Below are 23,196 nucleotides of genomic sequence, written 5' to 3' on the forward strand. Positions count from 1 at the left end.
GCCGACGGCACGCGGCGCTGCAGCGTCGCCATCGTCGGTGCCGGGGTGGCCGGGCTGGCGGCGGCGCGGTCGCTGCGTCACGCCGGCATCGACGACTTCCGCGTGTTCGAACTGGAAGACGCGGCCGGCGGCAATGCGCGCGCGCACGCCATGGGCGGCATGCGCTGTCCGCTCGGCGCGCACTACCTGCCGTTGCCCGGCCCCGAGGCACGCGAGGTCACCGAACTGCTGCACGAACTGGGCGTGGCGCGCAGCGAGGCCGGCCGCACGGTCTACGACGAACGCCATCTCTGCCATGCGCCGCAGGAGCGGGTGTTCGTGCCGTCCGCCCAGGTCGATGCCATCGCGCCCGGCCGCTGGCACGAAGGCCTGCTGCCGCTGGACGGCGCCGGGGTCGGCACGCTGGCGCAGATGCAGCGCTTTGCCGCCGAGGTGGGGACACTGCAGCGCACGCTGAGCTTCGCGATGCCCACGCTGCGCAGCCGCTGGAGCACGGGCCTGGCGGCCCTCGATGCGCTCAGCTTCGCCGCTTGGCTGAACGAGCAGGGCTACGACGACGCGCGTCTGCTCGCCTATCTGGACTACGGTTGCCGAGACGACTACGGCGCCGGTCTCGGTCTCGTGTCGGCCTGGGCCGGGATTCATTACTTCGCGAGCCGCCACGGCTTCCATGTCCCTGGCGAAGACGCCGCCGAGCCCGCCGACGCGGTGCTGACCTGGCCCGAAGGCAATGCGTGGCTGACCGAAAGGCTGGCACGCGGACTCGACGAGCGCCTGCAGACCGCCGCGGTGCTGACCCGCATCACGCCGTCGCGTCACGAGGTGGCGCTCGAGGTCTGGAATGCGCGGGCGGCGCGGCCGGAGCGCTGGCTGGCGCGGCAGGTCGTCGTCTGCGTGCCGCTGTTCGTCGCGTCGCGGCTGATCGATGCGCGGCCGGCGGCGCTGGCCGACGTGGTGCCGCGGCTCACCTATGCGCCCTGGCTGGTCAGCAACCTGCAACTGCATGCGCCGCTGATCGACCGCCCCGGTCCGCCGCCGGCCTGGGACAACGTGATCGCCGGCAGCCCGGCGCTGGGCTATGTCGATGCGATGCACCAGAGCCTGCGCCCGGTGCCCGGCCCGACGGTGCTGACGCACTACTGGGCGCTCGGCGGGCAATCGCGCGCCGAACTGAAGGCGCAGCGGGCCCGTCTGCTGACGGCGCCGTGGACTGCCTGGCGCGACGCGGTGCTGGCCGACCTGCTGCCGGCGCACCCCGACCTGCCGCAGCGGCTGGCGCGGTCGACTCGATGCGCTACGGTCACGCGATGATCGTGCCGACCCCCGGGCTGCGCGGCGACGCGGCGCTGGCCGCGCTGGGCACGGCGCAGGGGCGGCTGCATTTCGCCCACGCCGACCTGTCGGCCAGCTCGGTATTCGAGGAGGCCTACACGCGCGGCACACTGGCGGGCCAGGCGGTCGCGCAGGCCCTGGGCGGCACCGAGACTTCGAGGAGACCGACATGAAGCCCCATCGCATTGCGGTGATTCCCGGCGACGGCATCGGGCAGGAGGTGATGCCGGAGGGCCTGCGCGTGCTGGAGGTCGCGGCGCAGCGCTTCGAACTGCCGCTGCAGTTCGATCATTTCGACTGGGCCTGCGCCGCCTACTGGCAGCGCACCGGGCAGATGCTGCCCAACGACTGGTTCGCGACGCTGAGCGGCTACGACGCCATCTACTTCGGCGCGGTCGGCTGGCCGGCGGTGGTGCCCGACCACGTGTCGCTGTGGGGCTCGCTGCTCAAGTTCCGCCGCGAGTTCGACCAGTACGTCAACCTGCGCCCGGTGCGGCTGTTCGACGGCGTGCCATGTCCGCTGGTCGACCGCGACGGCCGGCCGCGCAAGCCCGGCGACATCGACTTCTTCGTGGTGCGCGAGAATACCGAGGGCGAGTACACCCATCTTGGCGGGCGCCTCTTCGAAGGCACCGAGCGCGAGATCGTGATCCAGGAGTCGGTGTTCTCGCGCCACGGCACCGACCGGGTGATGAAGTTCGCCTTCGAGCTGGCGCAGTCGCGGCCGCGCAAGCACCTCACCGTCGCCACCAAGTCCAACGGCATCGCCATCAGCATGCCGTGGTGGGACGAACGCGCCGAGGCGATGGCGCAGGGCTACCCCGAGGTCACGGTCGACAAGCAGCACATCGACATCCTCAGCGCGCGCTTCGTGCTGCAGCCGACTCGCTTCGACGTCGTGGTCGCCAGCAACCTGTTCGGCGACATCCTCAGCGACCTGGGCCCGGCCTGCACCGGCACCATCGGCCTGGCGCCCTCGGCGAACCTGAATCCGCAGCGCCATTTCCCCTCGTTGTTCGAGCCGGTGCACGGCTCGGCGCCCGACATCTTCGGTCGCGCGATCGCGAACCCGGTGGCGATGATCTGGTCGGGCGCGCTGATGCTCGACTTCCTCGGCGGCGCGATCGGTGCGGACACCGCACGCCATCTGCAGGCCCACGACGCCATCGTGGCGGCGATCGAGCGGGTGCTGGTGACCGGGCCGCGCACGCCCGACCTGGGTGGCCACGCCTCGACGACCGTGATGGGGCGCGCGATCGCCGAGCAGGTGGCGGCCGGCGCGCCTTAGGCGCGTTGGCTCAGCGCGCGCCGGCGCGTGTCAGCCGGTCGAGTTCGGCGCAGGCCGCGGCCTTGCCCTCGTTGAACACCACCACCTCGTTCGACAGCAAGCGGTTGCGGCTCTCGCGCGGTGCGCCGCTGTCGATCCGATACGCCCAGTTCCACGGGCCCTTCTGGCGCCCCGTGGTCCACACCTCGACGGCCTTGCCGCGGTGCTCGAACCGCTCCTGCATCGTTTCCCCCGTGTCGCGAGTGTCTACGCTGCCATGATGAGCCTCTGTACGTTTTGTTTCATCCTCGATCTGGGTGGCGCCGCGCCCCGGGCGGGCCCGGGGAATCGGGGGGACGGCGGAGTGCTGAGAAGGTGTCGGCGCGGCTTGAATAATAAGAATGATTCTCATTACAATACAAGCCATGGCGCCGGTCTCCGAACCCGTGCCATCGCAGCCAGGGCCCCCACCCGAGCCAGTCCGACGACTCAGCACGCCCGCGTCCGCGCGGTGGAGGCTCGCAATGAATCGCAACGATCCCGAAGGCGCCGTGCGCCGTCTGCCGGCCGAACTGTCGGACGACGACGTCGACCCCGGCACGCTGCCGAGCGCCGAGGCGCTGCTGGCCGGCACGCTGGCCTTGATGACCGGCGTGGTGGAGCGGGCCGCGCTGGCCCAGCCGCTCGCGGCACACGGCCAGAGCCTGCTGATGGCGGCCAAGGTGCGCCGGCAGCTCGGGTGCCTGAGTCACCACCCTCAGCTGAGCGAAGGGTTCCGGCTCACGCTGCACCGTCTGCTCGGCCATTGGGATCGCCTGACGCCGACCGCCGAGGTCTCGGACGCCGTCGGCATCGATCCGGCCGAAGCCGCCCAGCGGCTGTGGCACCGCGCACCCGGGCAACTGCAATAGCCCCCGGTGCGGCGCGCGGCACTCAGCCGCGCATCAGCGCCTCGATCTCGTCGGGCCGCACCGGCACGCCCCGGCTCAGCAGCTCGCAGCCATCGGGCGTGACGAGCGCGTCGTCCTCGATGCGGATGCCGAGGTGCCAGTAGCACTCCGGCACGTCGGGGGCCGGCCGCACGTAGAGCCCGGGCTCGATCGTGACCACCATGCCCGGCTGCAGACGGCGCGAGGGCTTCTTGATGGTGAGGCCGCCGAGCCCGTTGGGCTGCTCGATCGGCGCCTCGTCGAGCGCGAGGTACTCGCCGGCATCATGCACGTCCAGCCCCAGCCAGTGGCCGGTGCCGTGCATGTAGAAGCGCCGGTAAGCGGCGCTGGCCACCACGTCGTCGACCGTGCCGTGCCGGTCGCGGTCGAGCAGACCCAGGTCCAGCAGGCCGACGCTCAGCGCGCGCACCGCGGCCCAGTGGCTGTCGGTCTTGCGGGCGCCGGGCCGGGTGTGGGCGATCGCGGCCTCCTGGGCGGTCAACACCAGCTCGTAGAGCGCGCGTTGCGGCGCCGTGTAGCGGCCGTCGACCGGAAAGCTGCGCGTGATGTCGCTCGCATAGCTGCCGTACTCGCAGCCGGCGTCGATCAGGCACAGCTCGCCGGGCCGCAGCTCGGCGTCGCCGGCGGCGTAGTGCAGCACGCAGGCATTGCGGCCTGCGGCGACGATGCTCGTGTAGGCCGGGCCGCTGGCACCGCTGCGGCGGAACTCGTACAACAGCTCGGCCTCGAGCTGGTACTCGCGCAGGCCGGGCCGGCAGGCCTGCATCGCGCGCACATGCCCGGCCGCACCGATCTCGCCGGCGCGGCGCATCAGCGCCACCTCGTGCGGGTCCTTGAACAGGCGCATTTCGTCGATCAGCCGCGCCAGATCGCGCTGCTGCGTCGGCGACTCGATGCCGGCGCGTGAACGCGCACGCACGCTGTCGAGCCAGTCCGCGACGCGGCCCGCGAGCCCTTCGTGTCCGCCGAACGGGAACCACACCGCCGGGCAGTTGGCGAGCCGCTGCGGCAACACCGTGTCCAGCGCCTCGATCGGCATCGCCTCGTCGATGCCCAGCGTGGCGGGCGCGGACTCGGGGCCGAGCCGGTAGCCATCCCAGATCTCGCGCTCCTCGTCCTTCGGGCGGCACAGCAGCAGGCTGCGGCCGGCGGCGTCGAGGACGAGCAGCGCGCCCGGCTCGGCGAACCCGGTCAGGTAGTAGAACGCGCTGTCGTGGCGATAGGGGTGTTCGCTGTCAGCGTTGCGGGTGCGCTCCGGTGCGGTCGGCAGCACGGCGATGCCGCCACCGGCCTCGCGCAGCGCGGTGCTCAGGCGTGCGCGGCGCTCGGCATAGACGGAGGGGCTCATGGGGCGATGCGGTTCTGGGTACGCTTGCAGTGTAGTGAGCGCGGCAGGGGCAAGGTGCCCGCCGCGCGCGGTACCGATCATCGAAGACCAGGAGTCCCTCTCATGCAATACCGCCGTCTCGGCCGCTCGGGCCTGCAGGTCAGTGAACTGTCGCTCGGGTCCTGGGTGACCTATCACAACCAGGTCGATGTGAGCGCCGCGAAGGACATGCTCGCGGCTGCCTTCGATGCCGGCGTCAACTTCTTCGACAACGCCGAGATCTATGCCAACGGCCGCAGCGAGTCGATCATGGGCGAGGCGCTGCGCCAGCTCGGGCTGCCACGGCTCGACGTTGTCGTGTCGACCAAGTTCTTCTGGGGACTGGACCGTGCGAAACCGGGCGAGCGGCCGCGCATCAACGGACAGGACACGCTGAATCGCAAGTACCTGCACCAGGCGATCGACGGCGCGCTGCGGCGGCTGCAGCTTGACTTCGTCGACCTCGTGTTCTGCCACCGGCCCGACCCGCACACACCGATCGAGGAGACGGTGTGGGCCTTCCACGACCTCATCACCCGCGGCAAGCTGCTCTACTGGGGCACCAGCGAATGGAGCGCCCAGGAGATCCGTGCCGCCTGGGAGATCGCGGACCGGCACCACCTGCACAAGCCGGTGATGGAGCAGCCGCAGTACCACCTGTTCCACCGCCGCCGCGTCGAGGAGGAGTACGCGCGGCTCTATGAGGACATCGGGCTGGGCCTGACCACCTGGAGCCCGTTGGCGAGCGGCCTGCTGACTGGCAAGTACCGACGCGGCATCCCCGAGGGCAGCCGTGGCGCGCTTGAGAACATGGCCTTCCTGCGCGACGGCCTCACGGATCCGGCGAAGAACGCCGCGGTCGGCCAGCTCGAGGAGATTGCCGCCGATCTGGGCGGCACGGTCGCGCAGCTCGCGATCGCCTGGGCGAACCGCAATCCGCGCGTCAGCACCGTGATCCTCGGGGCCAGCCGCATCGCACAGCTGCAAGACAACCTGAAGGCCTTGACGCTCGCGCCGCGGCTCACGCCGGAGGTGCTGGCACGGATCGACGCGGTGACGAAGCCGCTGGCAGCCTGAACCGGCTCAGCCCGGTCCGCCGCGGTTCAGCGCCAGCGGATCGATGCGGTTCGACGGGTGCACCGGCACCGGCTCCAGCATGGCGCGGCGCGCCGCCGAGCGCTTGTCGGCGGCGGCACGGCGGCGGTTGTCGGCCACCACGTCCATCTGCATGCGCACGAAATTGGCCAGGCGCTCGATCTCGGCCTCGCCGCCGAACAGCGCGCCGGTGCGCGGCAGCTTCACCGCCTTGCCGTCACGCATCACCAGCGCGAGATAGCAGGTGCTGGGGCGCGCCCAGACGGGAATCCGCGACGCCCGCGGCCGCCGCTCGACGACGTTGACCTCGCTCAGGTCCGACACCGCGACGCGACGCGCCGAATGCCGCCAGCCGCGCCGCCACGAGACGAACTTGACGCTCGCTGCCACCCGCTCCCAGGTCCACAGGTCCCAGACCACGGCGGCGAGCCACAGCAAGCCGGCGGGCCACAGCGGCCAGCCCTCGAGCTGCAGGCCTGCCGCAGCGGCCAGGCCGCTCGCCAGCAGCAGGCCGGCCGCGACCAGCACCTGGGGCTCGCCGGGGGTCCACAGGCTGCGGTGGTAGACGACCGAGTCGGTGTGGTCGCCGGACACCGGTTCATGCGCCAGCCAGGCGGCGCGCAGGCCGTGCACGGCGCCGCGCTGCAGCAGCACGGCGACCGGCACGCTCAGCAACCAGAGCAGCGGTGAGCCCACCCCGTCCATCGCTCTCAACTCCCATCCTGCAAGGCCTGCCAGCGTTGCGGCGTACCGACGTCGGTCCAGGGCCCCAGGTAGAGGCTGCCGCTGATCCGGTCGCGGGCGATCGCCGCATCGAAATGAGGTCGCAGCGGCGCCTTCTGCCCCGGCGGCACGCCCTCGACCAGTCTCGATTGGAACAAGCCCACCGTGGAGTACGTGTAACGAGTGATGACCGCCGCATCGTCGCCCGCCAGGATGCGGCCTTTGTCACTGAGGCCGAAGTCGCCGCAGGGGTGTTGCGGCGGGTTGGGCACGAGCCAGAGGTGGGCCAGATCGCCACCGGCCATGAAGTCGTTCACGTGCTGCGCATCGAATCGGAAGCCGGGCATGTAGGCATCGCCCGCCATGACCCAAAAGGTGTCCGATTGCAACAGCGGCAGCGCGGTGGCGATCCCGCCGGCGGTTTCGAGCGCGCCGCCGTAGTGCCGGCCTTCCATCGAGTAGCGGATGCTCAGCCCGAAGCGCGAACCGTCGCCCAGCGTGGCCGGGAACTGCTCCTCGAGCCAGGCGGTGTTGATGACCACGTGGCGCACGCCGTCGCGCGCCAGCGCCTCCAGCTGCCACTCGATCAGCGGCTTGCCGTGCACCGGTAGCAGCGGCTTGGGTGTGTGGTCGGTCAGCGGGCGCATGCGCTCGCCGCGGCCGGCGGCAAGGATCAATGCGGGCGCGTTCATGCGGCCGCCCCGCGGCGCAGCGCATGGCGTTCGGCGCGCGCCGGCGCGAAGGCCTCGATCAGCCGCGCGATCACGGCCTCGGCACGCGCCGAGTTGTCGGCGTGGCGGTGGCACGCATACACGTCGAGCGTCACCGCGTCCAGCTCGGGCCACGTGTGCACCGCGAGATGCGATTCGGCCAGCAGCAGCACGCCGGTGACGCCGCGCGGTTCGCCGTCCTCGGAAGGGAAGGGATGGAAGCACTCGCCGACCGGCTGCAGGCCGGCGTCGAGAACGGCCCCCAGGCACAGCGCGCGCAGCGCCGACACGTCGACCAGGGCCGGGCTGCCGCGGCGGCAGCCGCTCAAATCGGCGGTGAGGTGCAGACCCTGCATGGGTGGCGCGACGGGGCTCGTAAAATCGTCGATTCTGCCGCTTCCGTGGCGCCCTTTTCCCCTGCAAACCATGGCTGCCCTCGAATCCCGCACGCCCGCCACCCCCGACACCTCGCTGATGGCCAACGCGATCCGCGCGCTGGCGATGGACGCAGTGCAACAGGCCAATTCGGGCCACCCCGGCGCGCCGATGGGCATGGCCGACATCGCGGTCGCGCTGTGGGGCCGGCACCTGCGCCACAACCCGGCCAATCCGCTCTGGGCCGACCGCGATCGCTTCGTGCTGAGCAACGGCCACGGATCGATGCTGATCTATGCGCTGCTGCACCTGACCGGGTATGCGCTGCCGCTCGAGGAACTGCGCAACTTCCGCCAGCTTCACAGCAAGACGCCGGGCCACCCCGAGGTCGGTATCACGCCGGGCGTCGAGACGACCACCGGCCCGCTGGGGCAGGGCCTCAGCAACGCGGTCGGCATGGCGCTGGCCGAGAAGCTGCTGGCGGCGGAGTTCAATCGCGACGGCCATGCCATCGTCGATCATCACACCTATGTCTTCCTCGGCGACGGCTGCCTGATGGAGGGCATCAGCCACGAGGCCAGCGCGCTGGCGGGCGCCTGGAAGCTCGACAAGCTGATCGCGCTGTACGACGACAACGGGATCAGCATCGATGGCCAGGTGGCGCCGTGGTTCGTGGACGACACCGCGAAGCGCTTCGCGGCCTACGGCTGGAATGTGATCGGGCCGATCGACGGTCACGATGTCGATGCAGTCGACGCGGCGATCACGCAAGCCAAGCGCCACGCGGGCCAACCCAGTCTGATCGTGTGCGAGACCGCGATCGGCAAGGGTTCACCGAACCGCGCCAATACCGCCAAGGCGCACGGCGAGCCGCTCGGCGCCGAGGAGATTGCGCTCACGCGGGCCGCGATCGGCTGGCCGCATGCGCCATTCGAGATCCCGGCCGAGGCCTACAACGACTGGGACGCCAAGGACGCCGGTGCCAACCTGCAGGCCGACTGGGAAGGCCGCTTCGAGGCCTACCGCGCCGACCATCCCGCCGCCGCGGCCGAGTTCGAACGCCGGATGGCGGGCGCGCTGCCGGAGAACTTTGCGCAGATCGCAGTGGACGCTGCCATCGCGGCACACGCCAAGGCCGAGACGGTCGCCAGCCGCAAGGCCAGCCAGCTCGCGCTGGAGGCCTTCACCGCTGCGTTGCCCGAACTGCTGGGCGGCAGTGCCGACCTCACCGGCTCGAACCTCACCAACACCAAGAGCACACCGGCGCTGCGCTTCGATGCGGCAGGTGTCTCGAACGGGGGCCGCCACATCAACTACGGCGTGCGCGAGTTCGGCATGGCGGCGGTGATGAACGGCATCGCGCTGCACGGCGGCTTCATCCCCTACGGCGGCACCTTCCTGACCTTCAGCGACTACTCACGCAACGCCATCCGGATGGCCGCGCTGATGAAGCAGCGCGTGGTGCATGTCTTCACCCACGACAGCATCGGCCTCGGCGAGGACGGCCCGACGCACCAGAGCGTGGAGCACGCCGCGAGCCTGCGGCTGATCCCGAACCTCGATGTCTGGCGCCCCGCCGACACGGCCGAGACAACGATCGCGTGGACCAAGGCGCTGCTGAACGTGGACCGCCCGACCGCGCTGCTGCTGTCGCGTCAGAACCTGCCCTACCTGCCGAAGGCCGGGCTCGACGAGGTGGCGCGCGGCGCCTACGTGCTGGCCGAGCCGGCCGAGGTGGGGCTCAAGAGGAAGGCCCAGGCGGTGCTCATCGCGACCGGGTCCGAGGTGCAGCTCGCGCTGCATGCGCAGCAGCAGCTCGCCGCCGCCGGCATCGCGGTGCGCGTGGTGTCGATGCCCAGCACCACCACCTTCGATCGCCAGGACGTGGCCTACAAGCGCCGCGTGTTGCCCGACGGGCTTCCGCGGGTGGCGGTGGAGGCCGGCGTCACCGATGGCTGGTGGAAGTACGGTTGCGCGGCCGTCGTCGGCCTCGACACCTACGGCGAATCGGCCCCGGCCGGTGCGTTGTTCAAGCACTTCGGCTTCACGGCCGAGAACGTGGCCGCGACCGTGCGCCGGGTGCTGAAGAAGTGAGGGCCCGCCCGCCGCTGCGAGGCTCCGTGACATCTGCCGCGGGGAGCGCGGCCGGATGTCGGAGCCGGCGCGGTGGCGCGGGGCGTTTTGTCGTCGAATGCTGGCCTGAATGAATCCGGATTGAACCGAAGCTGAGGAAGACCCATACCATGACCATCAAAGTTGCCATCAATGGCTACGGCCGCATCGGCCGCAACGTGCTCCGCGCCCACTACGAGGGCGGCAAGAAGCACGACATCCAGATCGTCGCGATCAACGATCTGGGCGACCCGAAGACCAACGCCCACCTGACGCAGTACGACACCGCGCATGGCAGGTTCCCAGGCACGGTCAGCGTCGACGGCGACTACATGGTCATCAACGGCGACAAGATCCGCGTGCTGGCCAACCGCAACCCGGCCGAGCTGCCCTGGGGCGAGCTCGGCGTGGACGTGGTGATGGAGTGCACCGGCTTCTTCACGACCAAGGAAAAGGCCTCGGCGCACCTGAAGGGCGGCGCCAAGAAGGTCATCATCTCGGCGCCGGGCGGCAAGGACGTGGACGCGACCATCGTGTTCGGTGTCAACCACGGCGTGCTGAAGGCCACCGACACGGTGATCAGCAATGCCAGCTGCACCACCAACTGCCTGGCGCCGCTGGTCAAGCCCCTGCACGAGAAGATCGGCCTGGAGTCGGGCCTGATGACCACCATCCACGCTTACACCAACGACCAGGTGCTGACCGACGTGTACCACGAGGACCTGCGTCGCGCGCGCAGCGCCACGCAGTCGATGATCCCCACCAAGACCGGCGCCGCCGCTGCGGTGGGCCTGGTGCTGCCCGAACTGAACGGCAAGCTCGATGGCTTCGCGATCCGCGTGCCGACCATCAACGTGTCGGTGGTCGACCTGACCTTCACCGCCAAGCGCGCCACGACGCTCGAGGAGGTCAACGCCGTGCTGAAGGCTGCGGCCGAGGGCGAGCTCAAGGGCATCCTGGCCTACAACACCGCGCCTCTGGTGAGCGTGGACTTCAACCACGACCCGGCGTCCAGCACCTTCGACTCGACCCAGACCCGCGTTTCGCCGGACGGCAAGCTCGTCAAGGTGCTGAGCTGGTATGACAACGAGTGGGGTTTCAGCAATCGCATGCTGGACACCACCGTAGCGCTGATGGCTGCCAAGTGATCACGGCGCTGCGCAGGCCCCCTGTCAGACAAAGGCCCTTTGGGGCCTTTTTCGTGGGCTGGCTTCGCACCATCGGGTAAAGCTCTGTCAACGCAGGCCGATACCGGGCGTGAGATGTCAAGCTCGGTGCGGTCGCGCCTCTACACTCCATCCATCGCTTTTTCGAAATCCCCGATGCACTCAATGCAAGCCGCTGTCCGTGTTCTCGCGGCACTCGTCGTGCTGTTTTTCATTCAGCCGATGGTCGTGGGCACCGCGGTGGCCGCCGGTGGCGTGGCAGACGACCTGCCGTCGGCTCGGGTGATCGTCAAGTACCGTGATGATGCCGTTCGCGGCGCCGGCAGCGACCGGGTGAGCATCGCCCATGCCGGGCAGGGCGCGACGGTGCAGCGTCTCGCCGCACGGATGGACGCGGTCGCCCAACGTCGCGGTCTTGCCTTGCGCGCGCACCGTGCCATCAGCGAACGCTCCCAGGTCGTGCTGGCCAGGGGCATCGATTCGGAGACATTGGCGCGGCGACTCCGTGCCGATCCGGACGTTGAGTTCGCGGTGGTCGATCGTCGGGTGAGGCCGCTGGCCGTGCCGAACGATCCGTTGCACACGCTTGGCGGCGCCGACGGCCCTGCCGTGGGGCAGTGGTATCTGCGCACTCCCGCCGCCCCGGCGCTCTCGGCGATCGACGCCACCCGTGCCTGGGACATCACGCAAGGCAGCGCCAGCGTGGTCGTGGCGGTGCTGGACACGGGGGTGCGCTTCGATCATCCCGACCTCGCCGGCAAGTTGCTGGCCGGCTACGATTTCGTCAGTACCTGCCGGAGTCGAACGATGGCAACGGGCGTGACAGCAACGCCAGCGATCCGGGTGACTGGATCACCCAGCAGGAAGACAACTCGGTGGGTGGGGACTTCTATCACTGCACCTCGCCGGACTCACTGGGCAATTACAACGGAGCCCCGAGTTCCTGGCACGGCACGCAGGTTGCCGGCATCGTCGGCGCGCTGACGAACAACGGCGTGGGCATGGCCGGGACCGGCTGGAACACCCGCGTCCTGCCGGTCCGGGTGCTCGGCAAGTGCGGCGGCTACGTGTCGGATGTGGTGATCGGCATGCGCTGGGCGGCCGGCCTGACCGTGCCCAACATCGCGGCCAATCCGAATCCGGCCCGGATACTCAACCTCAGCCTCGGCACCGAGGGGGCTGCGGCGAGTACCAGGACGCTGTCGACGACGTGGTGGCCGCCGGCGCGCTGGTGGTGGCTGCTGCTGGCAATACGAACGGCCATGCGGTCGGTGCGCCGGGCAATTGCAGTGGCGTGCTGGCTGTCGGTGGCCTGCGTCACTCCGGCACCAAGGTCGGTTTCTCCGACCTCGGGTCGGCGGTCTCGATCAGTGCGCCTGCCGGCAACTGCGTCAACGATTTCGGGCCCTGCCTCTACCCGCTGCTCACCACGACCAATTCCGGCTCGCAGGGGCCGGCCTCCTCGGCCTACACCGACGGCACGAACGACATCACCGTCGGCACCAGCTTCTCGGCGCCGCTGGTGTCGGGCGTGGCCGCGCTGATGCTCGCGGTGCAGCCCACGCTCACGCCGGACGAGATCCGGGGCCTGATCCAGGGCGGCTCGCGCCGTTTCCCGAGCACCAGCGCGCCCGCCTGCACGGCGCCGCGTTTCGATGTCAATGGCGACCCCATCGACCAGATCGAGTGCGACTGCACCACCACCACCTGCGGCGCCGGTATGCTCGATGCTCGCGCGGCCGTGCGTTCCGCGGCCGCGGGCCTGATCGCCGACATCGTCGTCAACACGGCGACGCCGAGGGCGGGGCAAGACGTTTCTCTGACGGCCGACGTATTCCGGTTGATCAGCGGCCGCAACCTCAGCAGCCTCAGCTGGAGCCTGGTCGACGGCGGCGGCATCGTCAGCGGCAGTGTCTCCGGGTGCTCGGCCAACTGTGTCGTCTCGCCGACCGGAGCGGGAAGCTTCACCGTCGCGGTCACGGTGACCGATGACAACAACCCCCCGACGCAATCCACCGTGTCGCGGCGCGTGACGGTGGTGTCGGCGTCGCCGAACGGAGGGGGGGGCGGTGGCGGTGCCCTCGGCGGCCCGGCCTACCTGCTGGCACTGGCGCTGGCCGTGGGGGCTGCCTGGCGGCTGAGCGCAGGGCGCGACGCTTGACGGCGCGGGCTCTCCGCTCGCAGTTCAGAGCGTGTCGGCCGGACAGGGCAGGAATGCCTTGCCGCGCAACTTGTCGGCCGGCAGCGCGGCCAGCGCCGCCTGCTGCGCCTCACTGGCCTGCGCCACGCGTAGCAGGCGCAGCGGCACGCTGGCATTGACCACGCGGGCGGTGCGCACGCCGCGGTCCAGCAGCGTCGTCAGTTCGCTCTCCGCAGCGGCGCGGCTGTCGTGGCGGCTGATCACCAGCAGCGGCGCGCTGCCGGGCGCGGCGCTGGCCAGTTCGGGGGCGATGCTGCGGCGCTTCAGTTCGTCGCGCTTCTTCTGCATCTGCTCGGCCTCGGCGAATGGGCCCATCGCGACCCACCAGGTCGTCGTGAGTTCGCGCTCGGACCAGCCGAGGTCCGGCAGCGCGGCCTTGACGGCCGCCTCGGCGACCGTCAGTTCCGCCGTGCTGTAGGGGCCCGCCTCGAGGCAGGCCATCGGGGGCGCGGCTGGGCGGGGCAGAGGCGGGGCTGGTCGCTGCGCTCGCTGCCACGGCGGCAGGGGTCGAGGCCGCTTCAGCCGGGATCAGGCGGAGGCGGTCGGGATCGACCTGCATCGTCAGGCGTTCGGGCTCGCGCTCGCCTTCGGGGCGGGCGCCGATCGCGCCGTGCAGCGGCGCGAGCCAGCCCTGCCGCCAGGCCCAGAAGCCCGCGTTGGCCAGCAGCAGCACCAGCACCAGTGCCCTCAGCATGGTCGCACGCTCACTTCGCCGCTGCGGATCAGGCACTCCTCGCCGCGTTCGGTCCGCACACGCAGTGCCCCACGGGCATCGACCCCGTCGGCCACGCCGTGCTCGGCGCCGGGGTCCGTGGTCTGCACCGGACGGCCGGCCAGCGCGTCGCGCGCTGCGAAGCGCGCCGTGAAGGCCGCGAAGCCCTGTTGTTCGAAGACCCCCAGGGCGATGAACAGCGGCGGGGCCAGCCGCGCCAGCAACTCTGGCGCGCGTGCCAGCGGCTCGATCTCGCGCCAGCCCGCAGGCGCCTGGGTGAACTCGGGTCGCGTTTCGGGGCGCGTCAGATTCAGGCCGACACCGATCACGGCATGCCGGCTGCCATCGGGCAGCGCGACGGTTTCGATCAGTACGCCGCCAAGCTTGCGTCCCGGAGTGTCGGGGGCCGTTTCGTCGGTGAGCCACAGATCGTTCGGCCACTTGAGTCGAACGCGGGGATGCAGGGCCTCGGCCAGCGCCACGCCGACGGCGAGCGACAGACCCGACCAGTCCGCGGGGCCAGCGTCAGGCCGAGCGAGAAGGTCAGCGAACCCAGGCCATCGGCCGTCGACGAGGATCCGGTGTCGGAGAACCAGGTGCGGCCGAGCCGCCCGCGGCCGGCCGTCTGTCGTTCGGCGACCAACAGGCAGGGCGCGCTGTCGCCGTTGCGGGCACGCTCCAGCAGGCGCGTGCTGGTGGAGTCGGTCTCGACCAGTGCCTCGACGCTGAGGCCGGGCCTCAAAGGCTCGAGCTGCGCCCACAGCGCCTCGAGCGGCCAGCGCAGCGGCGCGAGGCCTGCGCCTGGCGCGTCGACGGCACGGCGTAGCGGAGGCACGGCAGCGTCGGGCACGATGTCAGCGCTTGGGCGCGAGCATGGTGCCGCGGCAGGCCTTGTGCCCGCAGCGGCATTCGTACTGCTTCTTCAGCTTGGGGGTGTAGCGCTCGTCGATCACCAGGCCGTAATCGTAGAACAGCTCCTCGCCGGCCTTGACGGCACGCAGCGTCCTGATGAACACGCGGCCGTCTGTCTCGTCGGCCTCGCAGTTGGGGGCGCAGGCGTGGTTGATCCAGCGTGCCGCGTTGCCGCCGACCTTGGCGTCGATCACGTGGTCTTCATCGATGCTGAAGTAAAAGGTATGGTGCGGGTCGGTGGGGTCGTGCGGATGGCGGCGCAGCGCCTCGGGCCAGTCGATCACCTCGCCGGTGTACTCGATCAGCGTCTCGCCCTTGGCCAGCGGCCGCAACGCGAAGACGCCCTTGCCGTGCACGCCGGAGCGCCGCACCTGGATGCGCCGGCCGTCGCGGTTCGCGGGGGCGGCCTCCTGTCGGGCGGCCCGGGGGGCGGGGACGGACTTGCGGCGCGTCGATTGCGTCATGTTCGAGTTTGGCTACATTGAATCATGGGTGCGCGCGCGTGAGCGCGTGCGCGCGAGAGCCCGGATTGTAGGGACGCCCCGCCGCGTTGGCGTGCGGGACGGCGCTGCGATCGGGCGACAACGACATCGAGAACATGAGCAAAGCACTGGTCATCGCCGAGAAACCTTCCGTCGCACAAGACATCGTGCGGGCCCTGACGCCCACGAGCGGCAAGTTCGAGAAGCACGACGATCACTTCGAGAACGAGCACTACGTCGTCACCTCGGCGGTCGGCCACCTGGTCGAGATCAAGGCGCCCGAGGAGTACGACGTGAAGCGCGGCAAGTGGAGCTTCGCCCACCTGCCGGTGATCCCGCCGCACTTCGATCTCGCACCGATCGACAAGGCCAAGAGCCGGCTCAACGCGGTGGTCAAGCAGGTCAAGCGCAAGGACGTCGGCGAGCTCATCAATGCCTGTGACGCGGGACGCGAGGGCGAGCTGATCTTCCGCCTCATCGTGCAGTACGCCGGCACCGAGAAGAAGCCGATCGACAAGCCGGTGCGCCGCCTGTGGCTTCAGAGCATGACGCCGCAGGCGATCCGCGACGGCTTCGAGCGCCTGCGCTCCGACGCCGATCTGCGCGGCCTGGCCGACGCCGCCCGCAGCCGCAGCGAGGCCGACTGGCTGGTCGGCATCAACGGTACGCGAGCGATGACGGCCTTCAACTCGCGCGACGGCGGTTTCTTCCTCACCACCGTCGGCCGGGTGCAGACGCCCACGCTCAGCATCGTGGTCGAGCGCGAGGAGAAGATCCGCAAGCACGTGGCGCGCGACTACTGGGAGCTCAAGGCCACGTTCGCCGCCCAGGCCGGCGAGTACGAGGGCAAGTGGTTCGACCCGGCATGGAAGAAGAACGACGATGCCGAGCGCCGCGCCGACCGGCTCTGGAACGAGGCCGATGCGCAGGCCATCGCGCAGGCGGTGCGCGGCCAGCCGGCCACCGTGACCGAGGAATCCAAGCCCAGCACACAGAGCAGCCCGCAGCTCTATGACCTGACGCTGCTGCAGCGCGAGGCCAACTCGCGCTTCGGCTTCTCGGCCAAGACCACGCTCAGCATCGCGCAAGCGCTGTACGAGAAGCACAAGGTGCTGACCTACCCGCGGACCGACAGCAAGGCGCTGCCGGAAGACTACGTCGGCGTCGTGAAGCAGACGATGGAGATGCTCGCCGCCGAGGATCTGCCCGGGCCGCTGAAGGCTCTGTCGGCGCACGCCCGCAAGGCGGTGAAGGAGGGCTACGTCAAGCCCAACAAGCGCATCTTCGACAACGCCAAGGTCTCGGACCACTTCGCGATCATTCCGACCTTGCAGGCGCCCAAGAGCCTGACCGAGGTGGAGGCCAAGCTCTACGACCTGGTGGTCAAGCGCTTCCTCGCGGTGTTCTACCCGCCGGCCGAGTTCCTGGTCACGACGCGCATCTCCACCGTCAAGGCGGGCAGCGCTGAACATCGGTTCCAGACCCACGGCAAGGTGATGGTCAAGCCGGGCTGGCTGGCCGTCTATGGCCGCGACGTGGAAGATGCGGATGCCACGCTGGTGCCGGTCGAGCCCGGCGAAGTGGTGCGCACCGAGAGTGTCGACGTCAACGCGCTCAAGACCAAGCCGCCGGCACGCTACACCGAGGCCACGCTGCTGTCGGCGATGGAAAGCGCCGGCAAGCTGATCGACGACGACGAACTGCGCGAGGCGATGCAGGAGAAGGGGCTGGGCACGCCGGCCACCCGCGCGCAGACCATCGAAGGCCTGATCCTCGAGAAGTACATGCACCGCGACGGCCGCGAGCTGATCCCCACCGCCAAGGCCTTCCAGCTGATGACGCTGCTGCGCGGCCTGCAGGTCGAGGAGCTGACCCAGCCCGAGCTGACCGGCAACTGGGAGTACCAGCTCGCCGAGATGGAGAAGGGCAAGCTCAGCCGCGACGCCTTCATGCGCGAGATCGCCGCGATGACGCAGAAGATCGTCGCCAAGGCCAAGGAGTACGACCGCGACACCATCCCCGGTGACTATGCGACGCTGAAGACGCCCTGCCCGAAATGCGGCGGCGTCGTGAAGGAGAACTACCGCCGCTTCACCTGTGCCGGGCAATCAGGTGACGCCGAGGGCTGCGGCTTCAGCATCAGCAAGATCCCCGGCGGGCGCAGCTTCGAGCTCGACGAGGTGGAGTCCTTCATCGCCGACAAGAAGATCGGCCCGCTCGAGGCTTCCGCTCCAAGGCCGGCTGGCCCTTCACGGCCGAACTCAAGCTGGCGTACGACGACGAGATCGCCAACTGGAAACTCGAGTTCGACTTCGGCGACGACGCCAAGAAGGGCGAAGGCGACGGCACGCCGGTCGACTTCTCGGCGCAGCAGAGCCTGGGCGCCTGCCCCAAGTGCAAGGGGCATGTCTACGAGCACGGCAGCAGCTACGTCTGCGAGCACGCGGTCGGCGCGCACGTCACCTGCGACTTCAAGAGCGGCAAGATCATCCTGCAGCAGCCGGTGGCGCGCGAGCAGATGACTCGGCTGCTGCAGGAAGGCAAGACCGAGCTGCTGGAGAACTTCGTGTCCAACAAGACGCGGCGCAAGTTCAAGGCGCGCCTGGCCTGGGACGCCAAGGAAGGCAAGGTCGGCTTCGAGTTCGAGCCGCGGGCGGCCAAGGTGCCCGCCAAGAAGTCCGGCGTTCGCGCCGGCACCAAATCATGAAGTCGACAGCTTGCACGGTGCAGGTGCGTCAGGGGCGTGCAATGAAGGTGCTTTGCCTGGTCGCGACGTTGTTTGTGGCTGGATGCGGCGGCGGCGGCGGGGATGACCAACCACCGCGTACCACGATCTCATTTCGAGGCGCTACCGGCGATTACATCTCCCAGGGCGAGTCTGCGAAGTACAGCGATGTCGACAGCACGGTGTCGACCACCTACTCGGCGGGATACTTCCGCGCCTCCTTCGAAGCTCCTGACCTTTCACACCGGTGGTCGATTGATCTGGCTTCCCCGAACGGCGAGCCCTTGGTGCCGGGAACGTATGTCGACGCTTGGCGTGCCGCTTTTCGCAACGGGCACAACGGTGTGGATTTCTATGGCGATGGCCGCGGCTGCAATGAGGTGTTCGGCTCATTCATCATTCTGGAGATCGGCTACGACTCCACCGGTCGGTTGAACCGCTTCGCCGCCGACTTCGAGCAACGCTGCGAAACGGTGACCTCACCACAGCTGCGCGGATCCGTTCGTATCAACAGCACGATCTCGCCGACCTACCAGTGAGTCGGCTCATGCCAACTCGCGTTCAACCCCGTCAAGTCGCTGGGGCGCTTCGGCTCGGTGCACTCGATAGGATGCGACAGTTCGAAGCGTCCTCCGGCCCGTACCGGGGGACGTGAACGCAACTCGGGATCAGCGCAGCACCAGCACCGGCACCGAGGCGTGCGTCAGCACCTTCTGGGTCTCGCTGCCCAGCAACAGGCCCTTGAGGCCGCGGCGGCCGTGCGAGGCCATCACGATCAGGTCGCAGCCCGACTGCGCCGCCGTGTCGTTGATCGCCTCGTAGGGGTGATCGTGCGTGACCATCAGGCTGCGGCAGGGCACCCCGATTTCCTGTGCCGCGCGCTCCACCTCGGCCAGGAACTTGCTCGCCTGGGCCTTGCATTCGGCCACGAACTCCTCGCGGGTGTCCTCGAGCATCGTGGTGCGGTAGGTCAGCGTATGGAAGGTCGGCACGACGTGGATCGCGGTGACGCGGGCCTGCTGTTCCTTGGCGAACTGCAGGGCCTTGCGGGCCACCACCTCGGAAGGGCTGGATCCGTCGGTCGGCAATAGCAGGTGCTTGAACATGGCAACCTCCTTGGCTGTGTCTTGAAAGACTAGTTCACGACGGAGTGATGCGCGACCGCTTCCGCAGCTCCCGGATACTCGATCCATGTCTCCGTTGATCTTCCTCAAGCTCCTGGCGATCTTCGTGACGATCGGCATCGGCTGGGTGGCCGGCCGCTGCAAGCCGTTCGCCGGCGGCGAGGCGGCGCGCATCCTGTCGAATGCGGCGTTCTACGTGTTCGCGCCGGCGCTGCTGTTCCGTGCCACGGCGCGCATCGACCTGGGCACGCTGCCCTGGCAGGCGCTGGGGGCCTTCTTCGTGCCGGTGGTGGGCTGGGTGCTGTTGGTGTACCTGCAGCAGCGCCGGTGCCGCGCCGCTGCAGCGGCACAGCCCGCGGTGCGAGCCATCACCGCCTCGTTCGGCAACAACGCCCAGCTCGGCATCCCGATGGCCGCGGCGCTGTTCGGAGAGATCGGCCTGCAGCTGCACCTGTCGATCGTCAGCCTGCATGCGCTGATCCTGCTCACCGTGCTGACGCTGCTGGTCGAGCGCGACCTCGCCCACGCGATGGCGCGCGACGCCGGCGCGCCGGCATCGCTGTCGCGCACGCTGCTGCTGACGGCGCGCAACACCGTCATCCACCCGATCGTGCTGCCGGTGCTCGCCGGCATGGCCTGGAACCTGACGGGCGCGCCCATCCCCGGCCCGATCGACGAGGTGCTGCAGATGCTGGGCACCGCGGTCGTGCCGTTGTGTCTGGTCGCGATCGGCCTGTCGCTCGGCCACTACGGCCTTCGCGGCGCGGCGGGCCCGGCGCTGCTGCTGGCGGCGGCCAAGCTGCTGGCGCAGCCGGCGCTGGTGCTCGCGGTCGGCTACGGCATGGGCTTGCGCGGGCTGGCGCTGGCGGTGATCGTCATGGCCGCGGCGATGCCGACCGGTTCGAACGCGCTGATGTTCGCGCAGCGCTACCGCAGCGGCGAGGCGGAGGCCACCGCAGCGATCGTGATCTCGACGCTGGCCTTCGCCGCCACGGCGCCGTTGTGGTTGCTGTTGACGCAGTGGCTGAGCTGAGCCCGATGGACCGGCAGGGCCGGCCCTGCTTTGCGACAATCCGGTAATGAACGCACCCGACGCCACCCCCGTGATCGCGCTGATGGACCGCCTGGGCAGCGCGGCACGCGCCGCGTCGACGGCGATGGCCGCCGCCTCGACGGCGGCCAAGAACGCAGCGCTGCTGACGCTGGCCCGCGAGATCCGGGCCGGGGCTGCGCGGCTGGCCGCGGAGAACGCGCGCGACCTCGACGTCGCCACCCGCGCCGGCCTGGCCGCACCGATGGTCGACCGCCTGCGCCTCACCGACAAGGTGATCGCGCTGATGGCCGAAGGCTGCGAGCAGGTCGCCGCGCTGCCCGACCCGATCGGTGAGATGACGAACCTGCGCCGGCGCCCGAGCGGCATCACCGTCGGCCAGATGCGGGTGCCGCTGGGCGTGTTCGGCATGGTCTACGAGAGCCGGCCGAACGTGACGATCGACGCCGCCTCGCTGGCCATCAAGAGCGGCAACGCCGCGATCCTGCGCGGGGGTTCCGAGGCGCTGCACTCCAACACGGCGCTGATGGCGCTGGTGGCGCGCGCGCTGGCCGAGGCCGGGCTGCCGGGCGATGCCGTGCAACTGGTGCCCACCACCGACCGCGCCGCGGTTGGCCGGCTGATCGCGATGCCGCAGTACGTCGACGTGATCATTCCGCGCGGCGGCAAGGGCCTGATCGAGCGCATCGCCGCCGAGGCCACGGTGCCGGTCATCAAGCACTTGGACGGCAACTGCCACGTCTACGTCGACGCCGGCGCGGACCTCGACCTCGCGGTGCGCGTGACCGACAACGCCAAGACCCAGAAGTACAGCCCCTGCAATGCGGCCGAGTCGCTGCTGGTGCACCGCGATGTCGCGGCGGCCTTCCTGCCACGCATCGGCGCGGTGTTCGCGGCCAAGGGTGTGGAGATGCGCTGCGGCCCGCGCGCCAAGGCGCTGCTGGCCGCGGTGCCGGGCGCGAAGCTGGTCGACGCGACCGAGGCCGACTGGGCCGAGGAGTACCTGGCGCCTGTCATCAGCATCAAGCTGGTCGACTCGCTCGACGAGGCGATCGCCCGCATCAACCGCTACGGTTCGCACCACACCGACGCGATCCTGACCACGAACCACCCGAACGCGATGCGATTCCTGCGCGAGGTCGACTCGGCCAGCGTGATGGTCAACGCCAGCACGCGCTTCGCCGATGGCTTCGAGTTCGGCCTGGGCGCCGAGATCGGCATCAGCACCGACAAATTCCACGCCCGCGGGCCGGTGGGCCTCGAGGGGCTCACCTCGATGAAGTGGGTGGTGTTCGGGCAGGGCGAGGTCCGCACCTGATCGGCGCATGAGCCTCGATCCGCGCGGCGCCCTCGTCCTGTTCTCCGGCGGCCAGGACTCGACCGCCTGCCTGGCCTGGGCGCTGGAGCACCACGCGCACGTGGAGACCATCGGCTTCGACTACGGCCAGCGCCACGTCGTCGAACTCGAATGCCGCGTGCAGGTGCGCGAGGCGATCGCGCGGTCGTTCCCGCTGTGGGCCGGCCGGCTGGCCAACGACCACGTGCTCGACCTCGGTCTGCTCGGCCAGATCTCCGACACCGCGCTGACCTCGGCGCGCGCGATCGAGATGCAGGCCAACGGCCTGCCGAGCACCTTCGTGCCGGGGCGCAACCTGCTGTTCCTCGGCTTCGCGGCCACCGTGGCCTACCGGCGCAACCTCAGCGTGCTGGTCGGCGGCATGTGCGAGACCGACTACTCCGGCTACCCTGACTGCCGCGACAACACACTCAAGGCGCTGCAGGTCGCGCTCAGCCTGGGCATGGCCACGCCGATGACGATAGAAACGCCGCTGATGTGGCTCGACAAGGCCCGGACCTGGGCGCTCACCGATCGCCTGGGCGGCCGCGCCTTGAACGAGCTGATCCTCGAGCACACCCACAGCTGCTACCTCGGCGACCGCAGCGTGCGCCACGCCTGGGGCTACGGCTGCAATGCCTGCCCGGCCTGCGAGCTGCGGCGCAAGGGCTACGAGGCCTGGTGCGCCGGCGCCTGACGACGCACGCCGCGGCGGCCGCGACGGCTGGCGTAGAGTCGGCAGCCATGCCGGCCCCCGCCCGTTCCCGATGAGCACGACGCGCACCGTCCTCCTGGCGCTGCTGGCCCTGCTGCTGTTCTGGGGCGTCGGGGCCTACAACCGGCTGGTGCGCCTGCGCAGCGCGGTCGGTGCGAGCTGGGTGCCGATCGACGCCCAACTGCGTCGCCGCCAGGCGCTGGCCTTCGAGCTCACCGAGTTGCTGGCCAGCGACGAGGCGCGGCCGGCGATGGGCGACGCGGTGGGCGTCGCGATGCTGCAGACCGTGATGGCCGCGACCCGGCAGGCCCAGGCCGCGGCCGACCACGCCCAGGGGCGGCCCACCAGTGCCGGCGCGATCCAGAGCCTCGGACTCGCCGAGCAGGTGCTCGAAGGGGCGCTGCGGCCGTTGCGCGTGCTGGTCGAGACGCGCGTCGATCGCTTCGACACGCAGGCGACGCTGGAGCGCGTGGTCACGCTGTTGAGCGACCTGCAGGAAACCGACGCCAGATCGCCTTCACGCGGCGTGTCTTCAAGGATGCGGTTTCCGACTTCAATGCGGCGGTCCATGAGCTGCCCACGCGGCTGATCGCCAGCCTGTTCGGCTTCCGGCCAGCTGCCGCCCTCCAGGCCGCCACACCGGACCGCGGGCCGGACTCCCAGATCGCCTCGTCGTTCGGTGACCGTGCCTGAGCGCCGCTGAGCCGGCCGGGCCTGGCGCGGCCGGCGGCCGCCTACACTGCGCGGCCGTGAGCGCTCCTGTACCGCCGTCCCTCCCGCTGGCCACCCTGCTGGCGCACACCGCCGACGCGGTGGCTGCGGTGTGTGCCGGGCGGCTCGTTG

The 23,196-nt window shown here is 69.9% G+C and carries 21 protein-coding genes and 3 pseudogenes; 15 read left to right on the top strand and 9 right to left on the bottom strand.

From position 1 onward, the window contains the following. The 3 genes from x551_RS07850 to x551_RS07855 all read left to right on the top strand — a co-directional run. Positions 1 to 1,311 (top strand): FAD-dependent oxidoreductase (locus tag x551_RS07850; RefSeq protein WP_051511895.1); only part of this gene is annotated, 1,311 nt, incomplete at its 5' end. Beyond that, the gene (locus x551_RS23370; RefSeq protein ID WP_051511896.1) at positions 1,308 to 1,505 is read left to right on the top strand and encodes a hypothetical protein; all 198 of its coding nucleotides are present in this window, start codon (positions 1,308 to 1,310) and stop codon (positions 1,503 to 1,505) included. The genes x551_RS07850 and x551_RS23370, both read left to right, overlap by 4 nt. Next, positions 1,502 to 2,620: a tartrate dehydrogenase gene (locus x551_RS07855; RefSeq protein WP_036248060.1), complete on the top strand. Its 1,119-nt coding sequence runs from the start codon at positions 1,502 to 1,504 to the stop codon at positions 2,618 to 2,620. Before x551_RS23370 ends, x551_RS07855 begins: the two co-directional genes overlap by 4 nt. A 10-nt stretch (positions 2,621 to 2,630) precedes the next feature. On the opposite strand, the gene x551_RS07860 is transcribed toward x551_RS07855, so the two are convergent. Further along, complete coding sequence (locus x551_RS07860; protein WP_011827853.1) at positions 2,631 to 2,843, bottom strand: hypothetical protein; 213 nt, start codon at positions 2,841 to 2,843, stop codon at positions 2,631 to 2,633. 280 nt (positions 2,844 to 3,123) lie between these two features. Between x551_RS07860 and x551_RS07865 the strand changes: the two genes are divergently transcribed. Next, a complete protein-coding gene (locus x551_RS07865; RefSeq protein ID WP_036232426.1) occupies positions 3,124 to 3,510 on the top strand; it encodes a hypothetical protein in 387 nt (128 codons plus the stop codon). A gap of 22 nt (positions 3,511 to 3,532) precedes the next feature. On the opposite strand, the gene x551_RS07870 is transcribed toward x551_RS07865, so the two are convergent. Continuing rightward, entirely contained in the window at positions 3,533 to 4,897 is a 1,365-nt protein-coding gene (locus x551_RS07870; protein ID WP_036232424.1) for an aminopeptidase P N-terminal domain-containing protein, read from the bottom strand. A 102-nt stretch (positions 4,898 to 4,999) separates the two neighbouring features. On the opposite strand from x551_RS07870, the gene x551_RS07875 reads away from it, so the two are divergent. Next, positions 5,000 to 5,992, top strand: coding sequence for an aldo/keto reductase (locus x551_RS07875; protein ID WP_011827856.1), 993 nt, complete (start codon positions 5,000 to 5,002; stop codon positions 5,990 to 5,992). 6 nt (positions 5,993 to 5,998) lie between these two features. Here the strand turns inward: x551_RS07875 and x551_RS07880 are convergent, their stop codons facing one another. The 3 genes from x551_RS07880 to speD are packed head-to-tail and all read right to left on the bottom strand — an operon-like array spanning position 5,999 to position 7,799. Beyond that, positions 5,999 to 6,715 (bottom strand): hypothetical protein, encoded by a 717-nt coding sequence (locus x551_RS07880; protein WP_036232422.1) that lies wholly within the window; start codon positions 6,713 to 6,715, stop codon positions 5,999 to 6,001. Positions 6,716 to 6,720: 5 nt separating this feature from the next. Continuing rightward, positions 6,721 to 7,425, bottom strand: a complete 705-nt coding sequence (gene murU, locus x551_RS07885; RefSeq protein WP_036232420.1) for an N-acetylmuramate alpha-1-phosphate uridylyltransferase MurU — start codon at positions 7,423 to 7,425, stop codon at positions 6,721 to 6,723. Further along, entirely contained in the window at positions 7,422 to 7,799 is a 378-nt protein-coding gene (gene speD, locus x551_RS07890; RefSeq protein WP_036232419.1) for an adenosylmethionine decarboxylase, read from the bottom strand. Before speD ends, murU begins: the two co-directional genes overlap by 4 nt. Positions 7,800 to 7,869: 70 nt before the next feature. On the opposite strand from speD, the gene tkt reads away from it, so the two are divergent. The 4 genes and pseudogenes from tkt to x551_RS27025 all read left to right on the top strand — a co-directional run bounded on the left by tkt (position 7,870) and on the right by x551_RS27025 (position 13,257). Further along, positions 7,870 to 9,912: a transketolase gene (tkt, locus tag x551_RS07895; RefSeq protein ID WP_081771262.1), complete on the top strand. Its 2,043-nt coding sequence runs from the start codon at positions 7,870 to 7,872 to the stop codon at positions 9,910 to 9,912. A gap of 149 nt (positions 9,913 to 10,061) precedes the next feature. After that, positions 10,062 to 11,078, top strand: coding sequence for a type I glyceraldehyde-3-phosphate dehydrogenase (gap, locus tag x551_RS07900; RefSeq protein ID WP_011827861.1), 1,017 nt, complete (start codon positions 10,062 to 10,064; stop codon positions 11,076 to 11,078). Positions 11,079 to 11,261: 183 nt separating this feature from the next. After that, entirely contained in the window at positions 11,262 to 12,080 is an 819-nt protein-coding gene (locus x551_RS25795) for a hypothetical protein (protein ID WP_161727991.1), read from the top strand. Next, a pseudogene (locus tag x551_RS27025) lies at positions 11,972 to 13,257 on the top strand (S8 family serine peptidase). Before x551_RS25795 ends, x551_RS27025 begins: the two are co-directional and overlap by 109 nt. 24 nt (positions 13,258 to 13,281) lie before the next feature. Here the strand turns inward: x551_RS27025 and x551_RS07920 are convergent. The 3 genes and pseudogenes from x551_RS07920 to x551_RS07930 form a co-directional block, all read right to left on the bottom strand. After that, positions 13,282 to 13,737 carry a hypothetical protein gene (locus x551_RS07920; RefSeq protein ID WP_036248069.1) on the bottom strand — a complete coding sequence of 152 codons (456 nt, stop codon included), beginning with the start codon at positions 13,735 to 13,737 and terminating at the stop codon, positions 13,282 to 13,284. Between the two features lie 246 nt (positions 13,738 to 13,983). Next, positions 13,984 to 14,843: pseudogene (locus x551_RS07925) on the bottom strand (biotin--[acetyl-CoA-carboxylase] ligase). 19 nt (positions 14,844 to 14,862) lie between these two features. After that, complete coding sequence (locus tag x551_RS07930; RefSeq protein ID WP_036248072.1) at positions 14,863 to 15,384, bottom strand: SET domain-containing protein-lysine N-methyltransferase; 522 nt, start codon at positions 15,382 to 15,384, stop codon at positions 14,863 to 14,865. A 134-nt stretch (positions 15,385 to 15,518) separates the two neighbouring features. On the opposite strand from x551_RS07930, the pseudogene x551_RS07935 reads away from it, so the two are divergent. Both x551_RS07935 and x551_RS25105 read left to right on the top strand, forming a co-directional pair. Beyond that, positions 15,519 to 18,109 (top strand): annotated as a pseudogene (locus tag x551_RS07935) (DNA topoisomerase III). Further along, a complete protein-coding gene (locus x551_RS25105; protein WP_152543457.1) occupies positions 18,106 to 18,666 on the top strand; it encodes a hypothetical protein in 561 nt (186 codons plus the stop codon). The pseudogene x551_RS07935 and the gene x551_RS25105 overlap by 4 nt, the downstream one beginning before the upstream one ends. 129 nt (positions 18,667 to 18,795) lie before the next feature. Here x551_RS25105 and x551_RS07945 read toward each other — a convergent pair whose 3' ends face one another. Further along, positions 18,796 to 19,233, bottom strand: a complete 438-nt coding sequence (locus x551_RS07945; protein ID WP_036232414.1) for a universal stress protein — start codon at positions 19,231 to 19,233, stop codon at positions 18,796 to 18,798. Positions 19,234 to 19,318: 85 nt separating this feature from the next. Here x551_RS07945 and x551_RS07950 point away from each other — a divergent pair, with 85 nt between their 5' ends. The 4 genes from x551_RS07950 to x551_RS07965 all read left to right on the top strand — a co-directional run bounded on the left by x551_RS07950 (position 19,319) and on the right by x551_RS07965 (position 22,942). Next, positions 19,319 to 20,284, top strand: coding sequence for an AEC family transporter (locus tag x551_RS07950; protein WP_036232412.1), 966 nt, complete (start codon positions 19,319 to 19,321; stop codon positions 20,282 to 20,284). A gap of 46 nt (positions 20,285 to 20,330) precedes the next feature. Next, on the top strand, positions 20,331 to 21,620 hold the full coding sequence (locus x551_RS07955) for a glutamate-5-semialdehyde dehydrogenase (protein WP_036232411.1): 1,290 nt from the start codon (positions 20,331 to 20,333) through the stop codon (positions 21,618 to 21,620). Between the two features lie 7 nt (positions 21,621 to 21,627). Further along, entirely contained in the window at positions 21,628 to 22,335 is a 708-nt protein-coding gene (gene queC / locus x551_RS07960) for a 7-cyano-7-deazaguanine synthase QueC (RefSeq protein WP_011827871.1), read from the top strand. Positions 22,336 to 22,405: 70 nt separating this feature from the next. Next, the gene (locus x551_RS07965) at positions 22,406 to 22,942 is read left to right on the top strand and encodes a hypothetical protein (RefSeq protein ID WP_051495718.1); all 537 of its coding nucleotides are present in this window, start codon (positions 22,406 to 22,408) and stop codon (positions 22,940 to 22,942) included. Positions 22,943 to 23,196: the final 254 nt, after the last annotated feature.

Origin of the sequence: Methylibium sp. T29 (assembly GCF_000576205.1) — a bacterium.
Taxonomy (GTDB): domain Bacteria; phylum Pseudomonadota; class Gammaproteobacteria; order Burkholderiales; family Burkholderiaceae_C; genus Methylibium; species Methylibium petroleiphilum.

What these genes read in the sequence shown, in the direction of transcription:
- x551_RS07880 (WP_036232422.1), bottom strand. Translation starts at nt 6,715, where the DNA reads ATGGACGGGGTGGGCTCACCGCTGCTCTGGTTGCTGAGCGTGCCGGTC.
- murU (WP_036232420.1), bottom strand. Translation starts at nt 7,425, where the DNA reads ATGAACGCGCCCGCATTGATCCTTGCCGCCGGCCGCGGCGAGCGCATG.
- x551_RS07875 (WP_011827856.1), top strand. Translation starts at nt 5,000, where the DNA reads ATGCAATACCGCCGTCTCGGCCGCTCGGGCCTGCAGGTCAGTGAACTG.
- x551_RS23370 (WP_051511896.1), top strand. Translation starts at nt 1,308, where the DNA reads ATGATCGTGCCGACCCCCGGGCTGCGCGGCGACGCGGCGCTGGCCGCG.
- speD (WP_036232419.1), bottom strand. Translation starts at nt 7,799, where the DNA reads ATGCAGGGTCTGCACCTCACCGCCGATTTGAGCGGCTGCCGCCGCGGC.
- x551_RS07955 (WP_036232411.1), top strand. Translation starts at nt 20,331, where the DNA reads ATGAACGCACCCGACGCCACCCCCGTGATCGCGCTGATGGACCGCCTG.
- x551_RS07870 (WP_036232424.1), bottom strand. Translation starts at nt 4,897, where the DNA reads ATGAGCCCCTCCGTCTATGCCGAGCGCCGCGCACGCCTGAGCACCGCG.
- x551_RS07920 (WP_036248069.1), bottom strand. Translation starts at nt 13,737, where the DNA reads ATGGCCTGCCTCGAGGCGGGCCCCTACAGCACGGCGGAACTGACGGTC.
- x551_RS07865 (WP_036232426.1), top strand. Translation starts at nt 3,124, where the DNA reads ATGAATCGCAACGATCCCGAAGGCGCCGTGCGCCGTCTGCCGGCCGAA.
- x551_RS07855 (WP_036248060.1), top strand. Translation starts at nt 1,502, where the DNA reads ATGAAGCCCCATCGCATTGCGGTGATTCCCGGCGACGGCATCGGGCAG.
- x551_RS07860 (WP_011827853.1), bottom strand. Translation starts at nt 2,843, where the DNA reads ATGCAGGAGCGGTTCGAGCACCGCGGCAAGGCCGTCGAGGTGTGGACC.
- x551_RS07965 (WP_051495718.1), top strand. Translation starts at nt 22,406, where the DNA reads ATGAGCACGACGCGCACCGTCCTCCTGGCGCTGCTGGCCCTGCTGCTG.
- x551_RS25795 (WP_161727991.1), top strand. Translation starts at nt 11,262, where the DNA reads ATGCAAGCCGCTGTCCGTGTTCTCGCGGCACTCGTCGTGCTGTTTTTC.
- x551_RS07945 (WP_036232414.1), bottom strand. Translation starts at nt 19,233, where the DNA reads ATGTTCAAGCACCTGCTATTGCCGACCGACGGATCCAGCCCTTCCGAG.
- x551_RS07930 (WP_036248072.1), bottom strand. Translation starts at nt 15,384, where the DNA reads ATGACGCAATCGACGCGCCGCAAGTCCGTCCCCGCCCCCCGGGCCGCC.
- x551_RS25105 (WP_152543457.1), top strand. Translation starts at nt 18,106, where the DNA reads ATGAAGTCGACAGCTTGCACGGTGCAGGTGCGTCAGGGGCGTGCAATG.
- queC (WP_011827871.1), top strand. Translation starts at nt 21,628, where the DNA reads ATGAGCCTCGATCCGCGCGGCGCCCTCGTCCTGTTCTCCGGCGGCCAG.
- tkt (WP_081771262.1), top strand. Translation starts at nt 7,870, where the DNA reads ATGGCTGCCCTCGAATCCCGCACGCCCGCCACCCCCGACACCTCGCTG.
- gap (WP_011827861.1), top strand. Translation starts at nt 10,062, where the DNA reads ATGACCATCAAAGTTGCCATCAATGGCTACGGCCGCATCGGCCGCAAC.
- x551_RS07950 (WP_036232412.1), top strand. Translation starts at nt 19,319, where the DNA reads ATGTCTCCGTTGATCTTCCTCAAGCTCCTGGCGATCTTCGTGACGATC.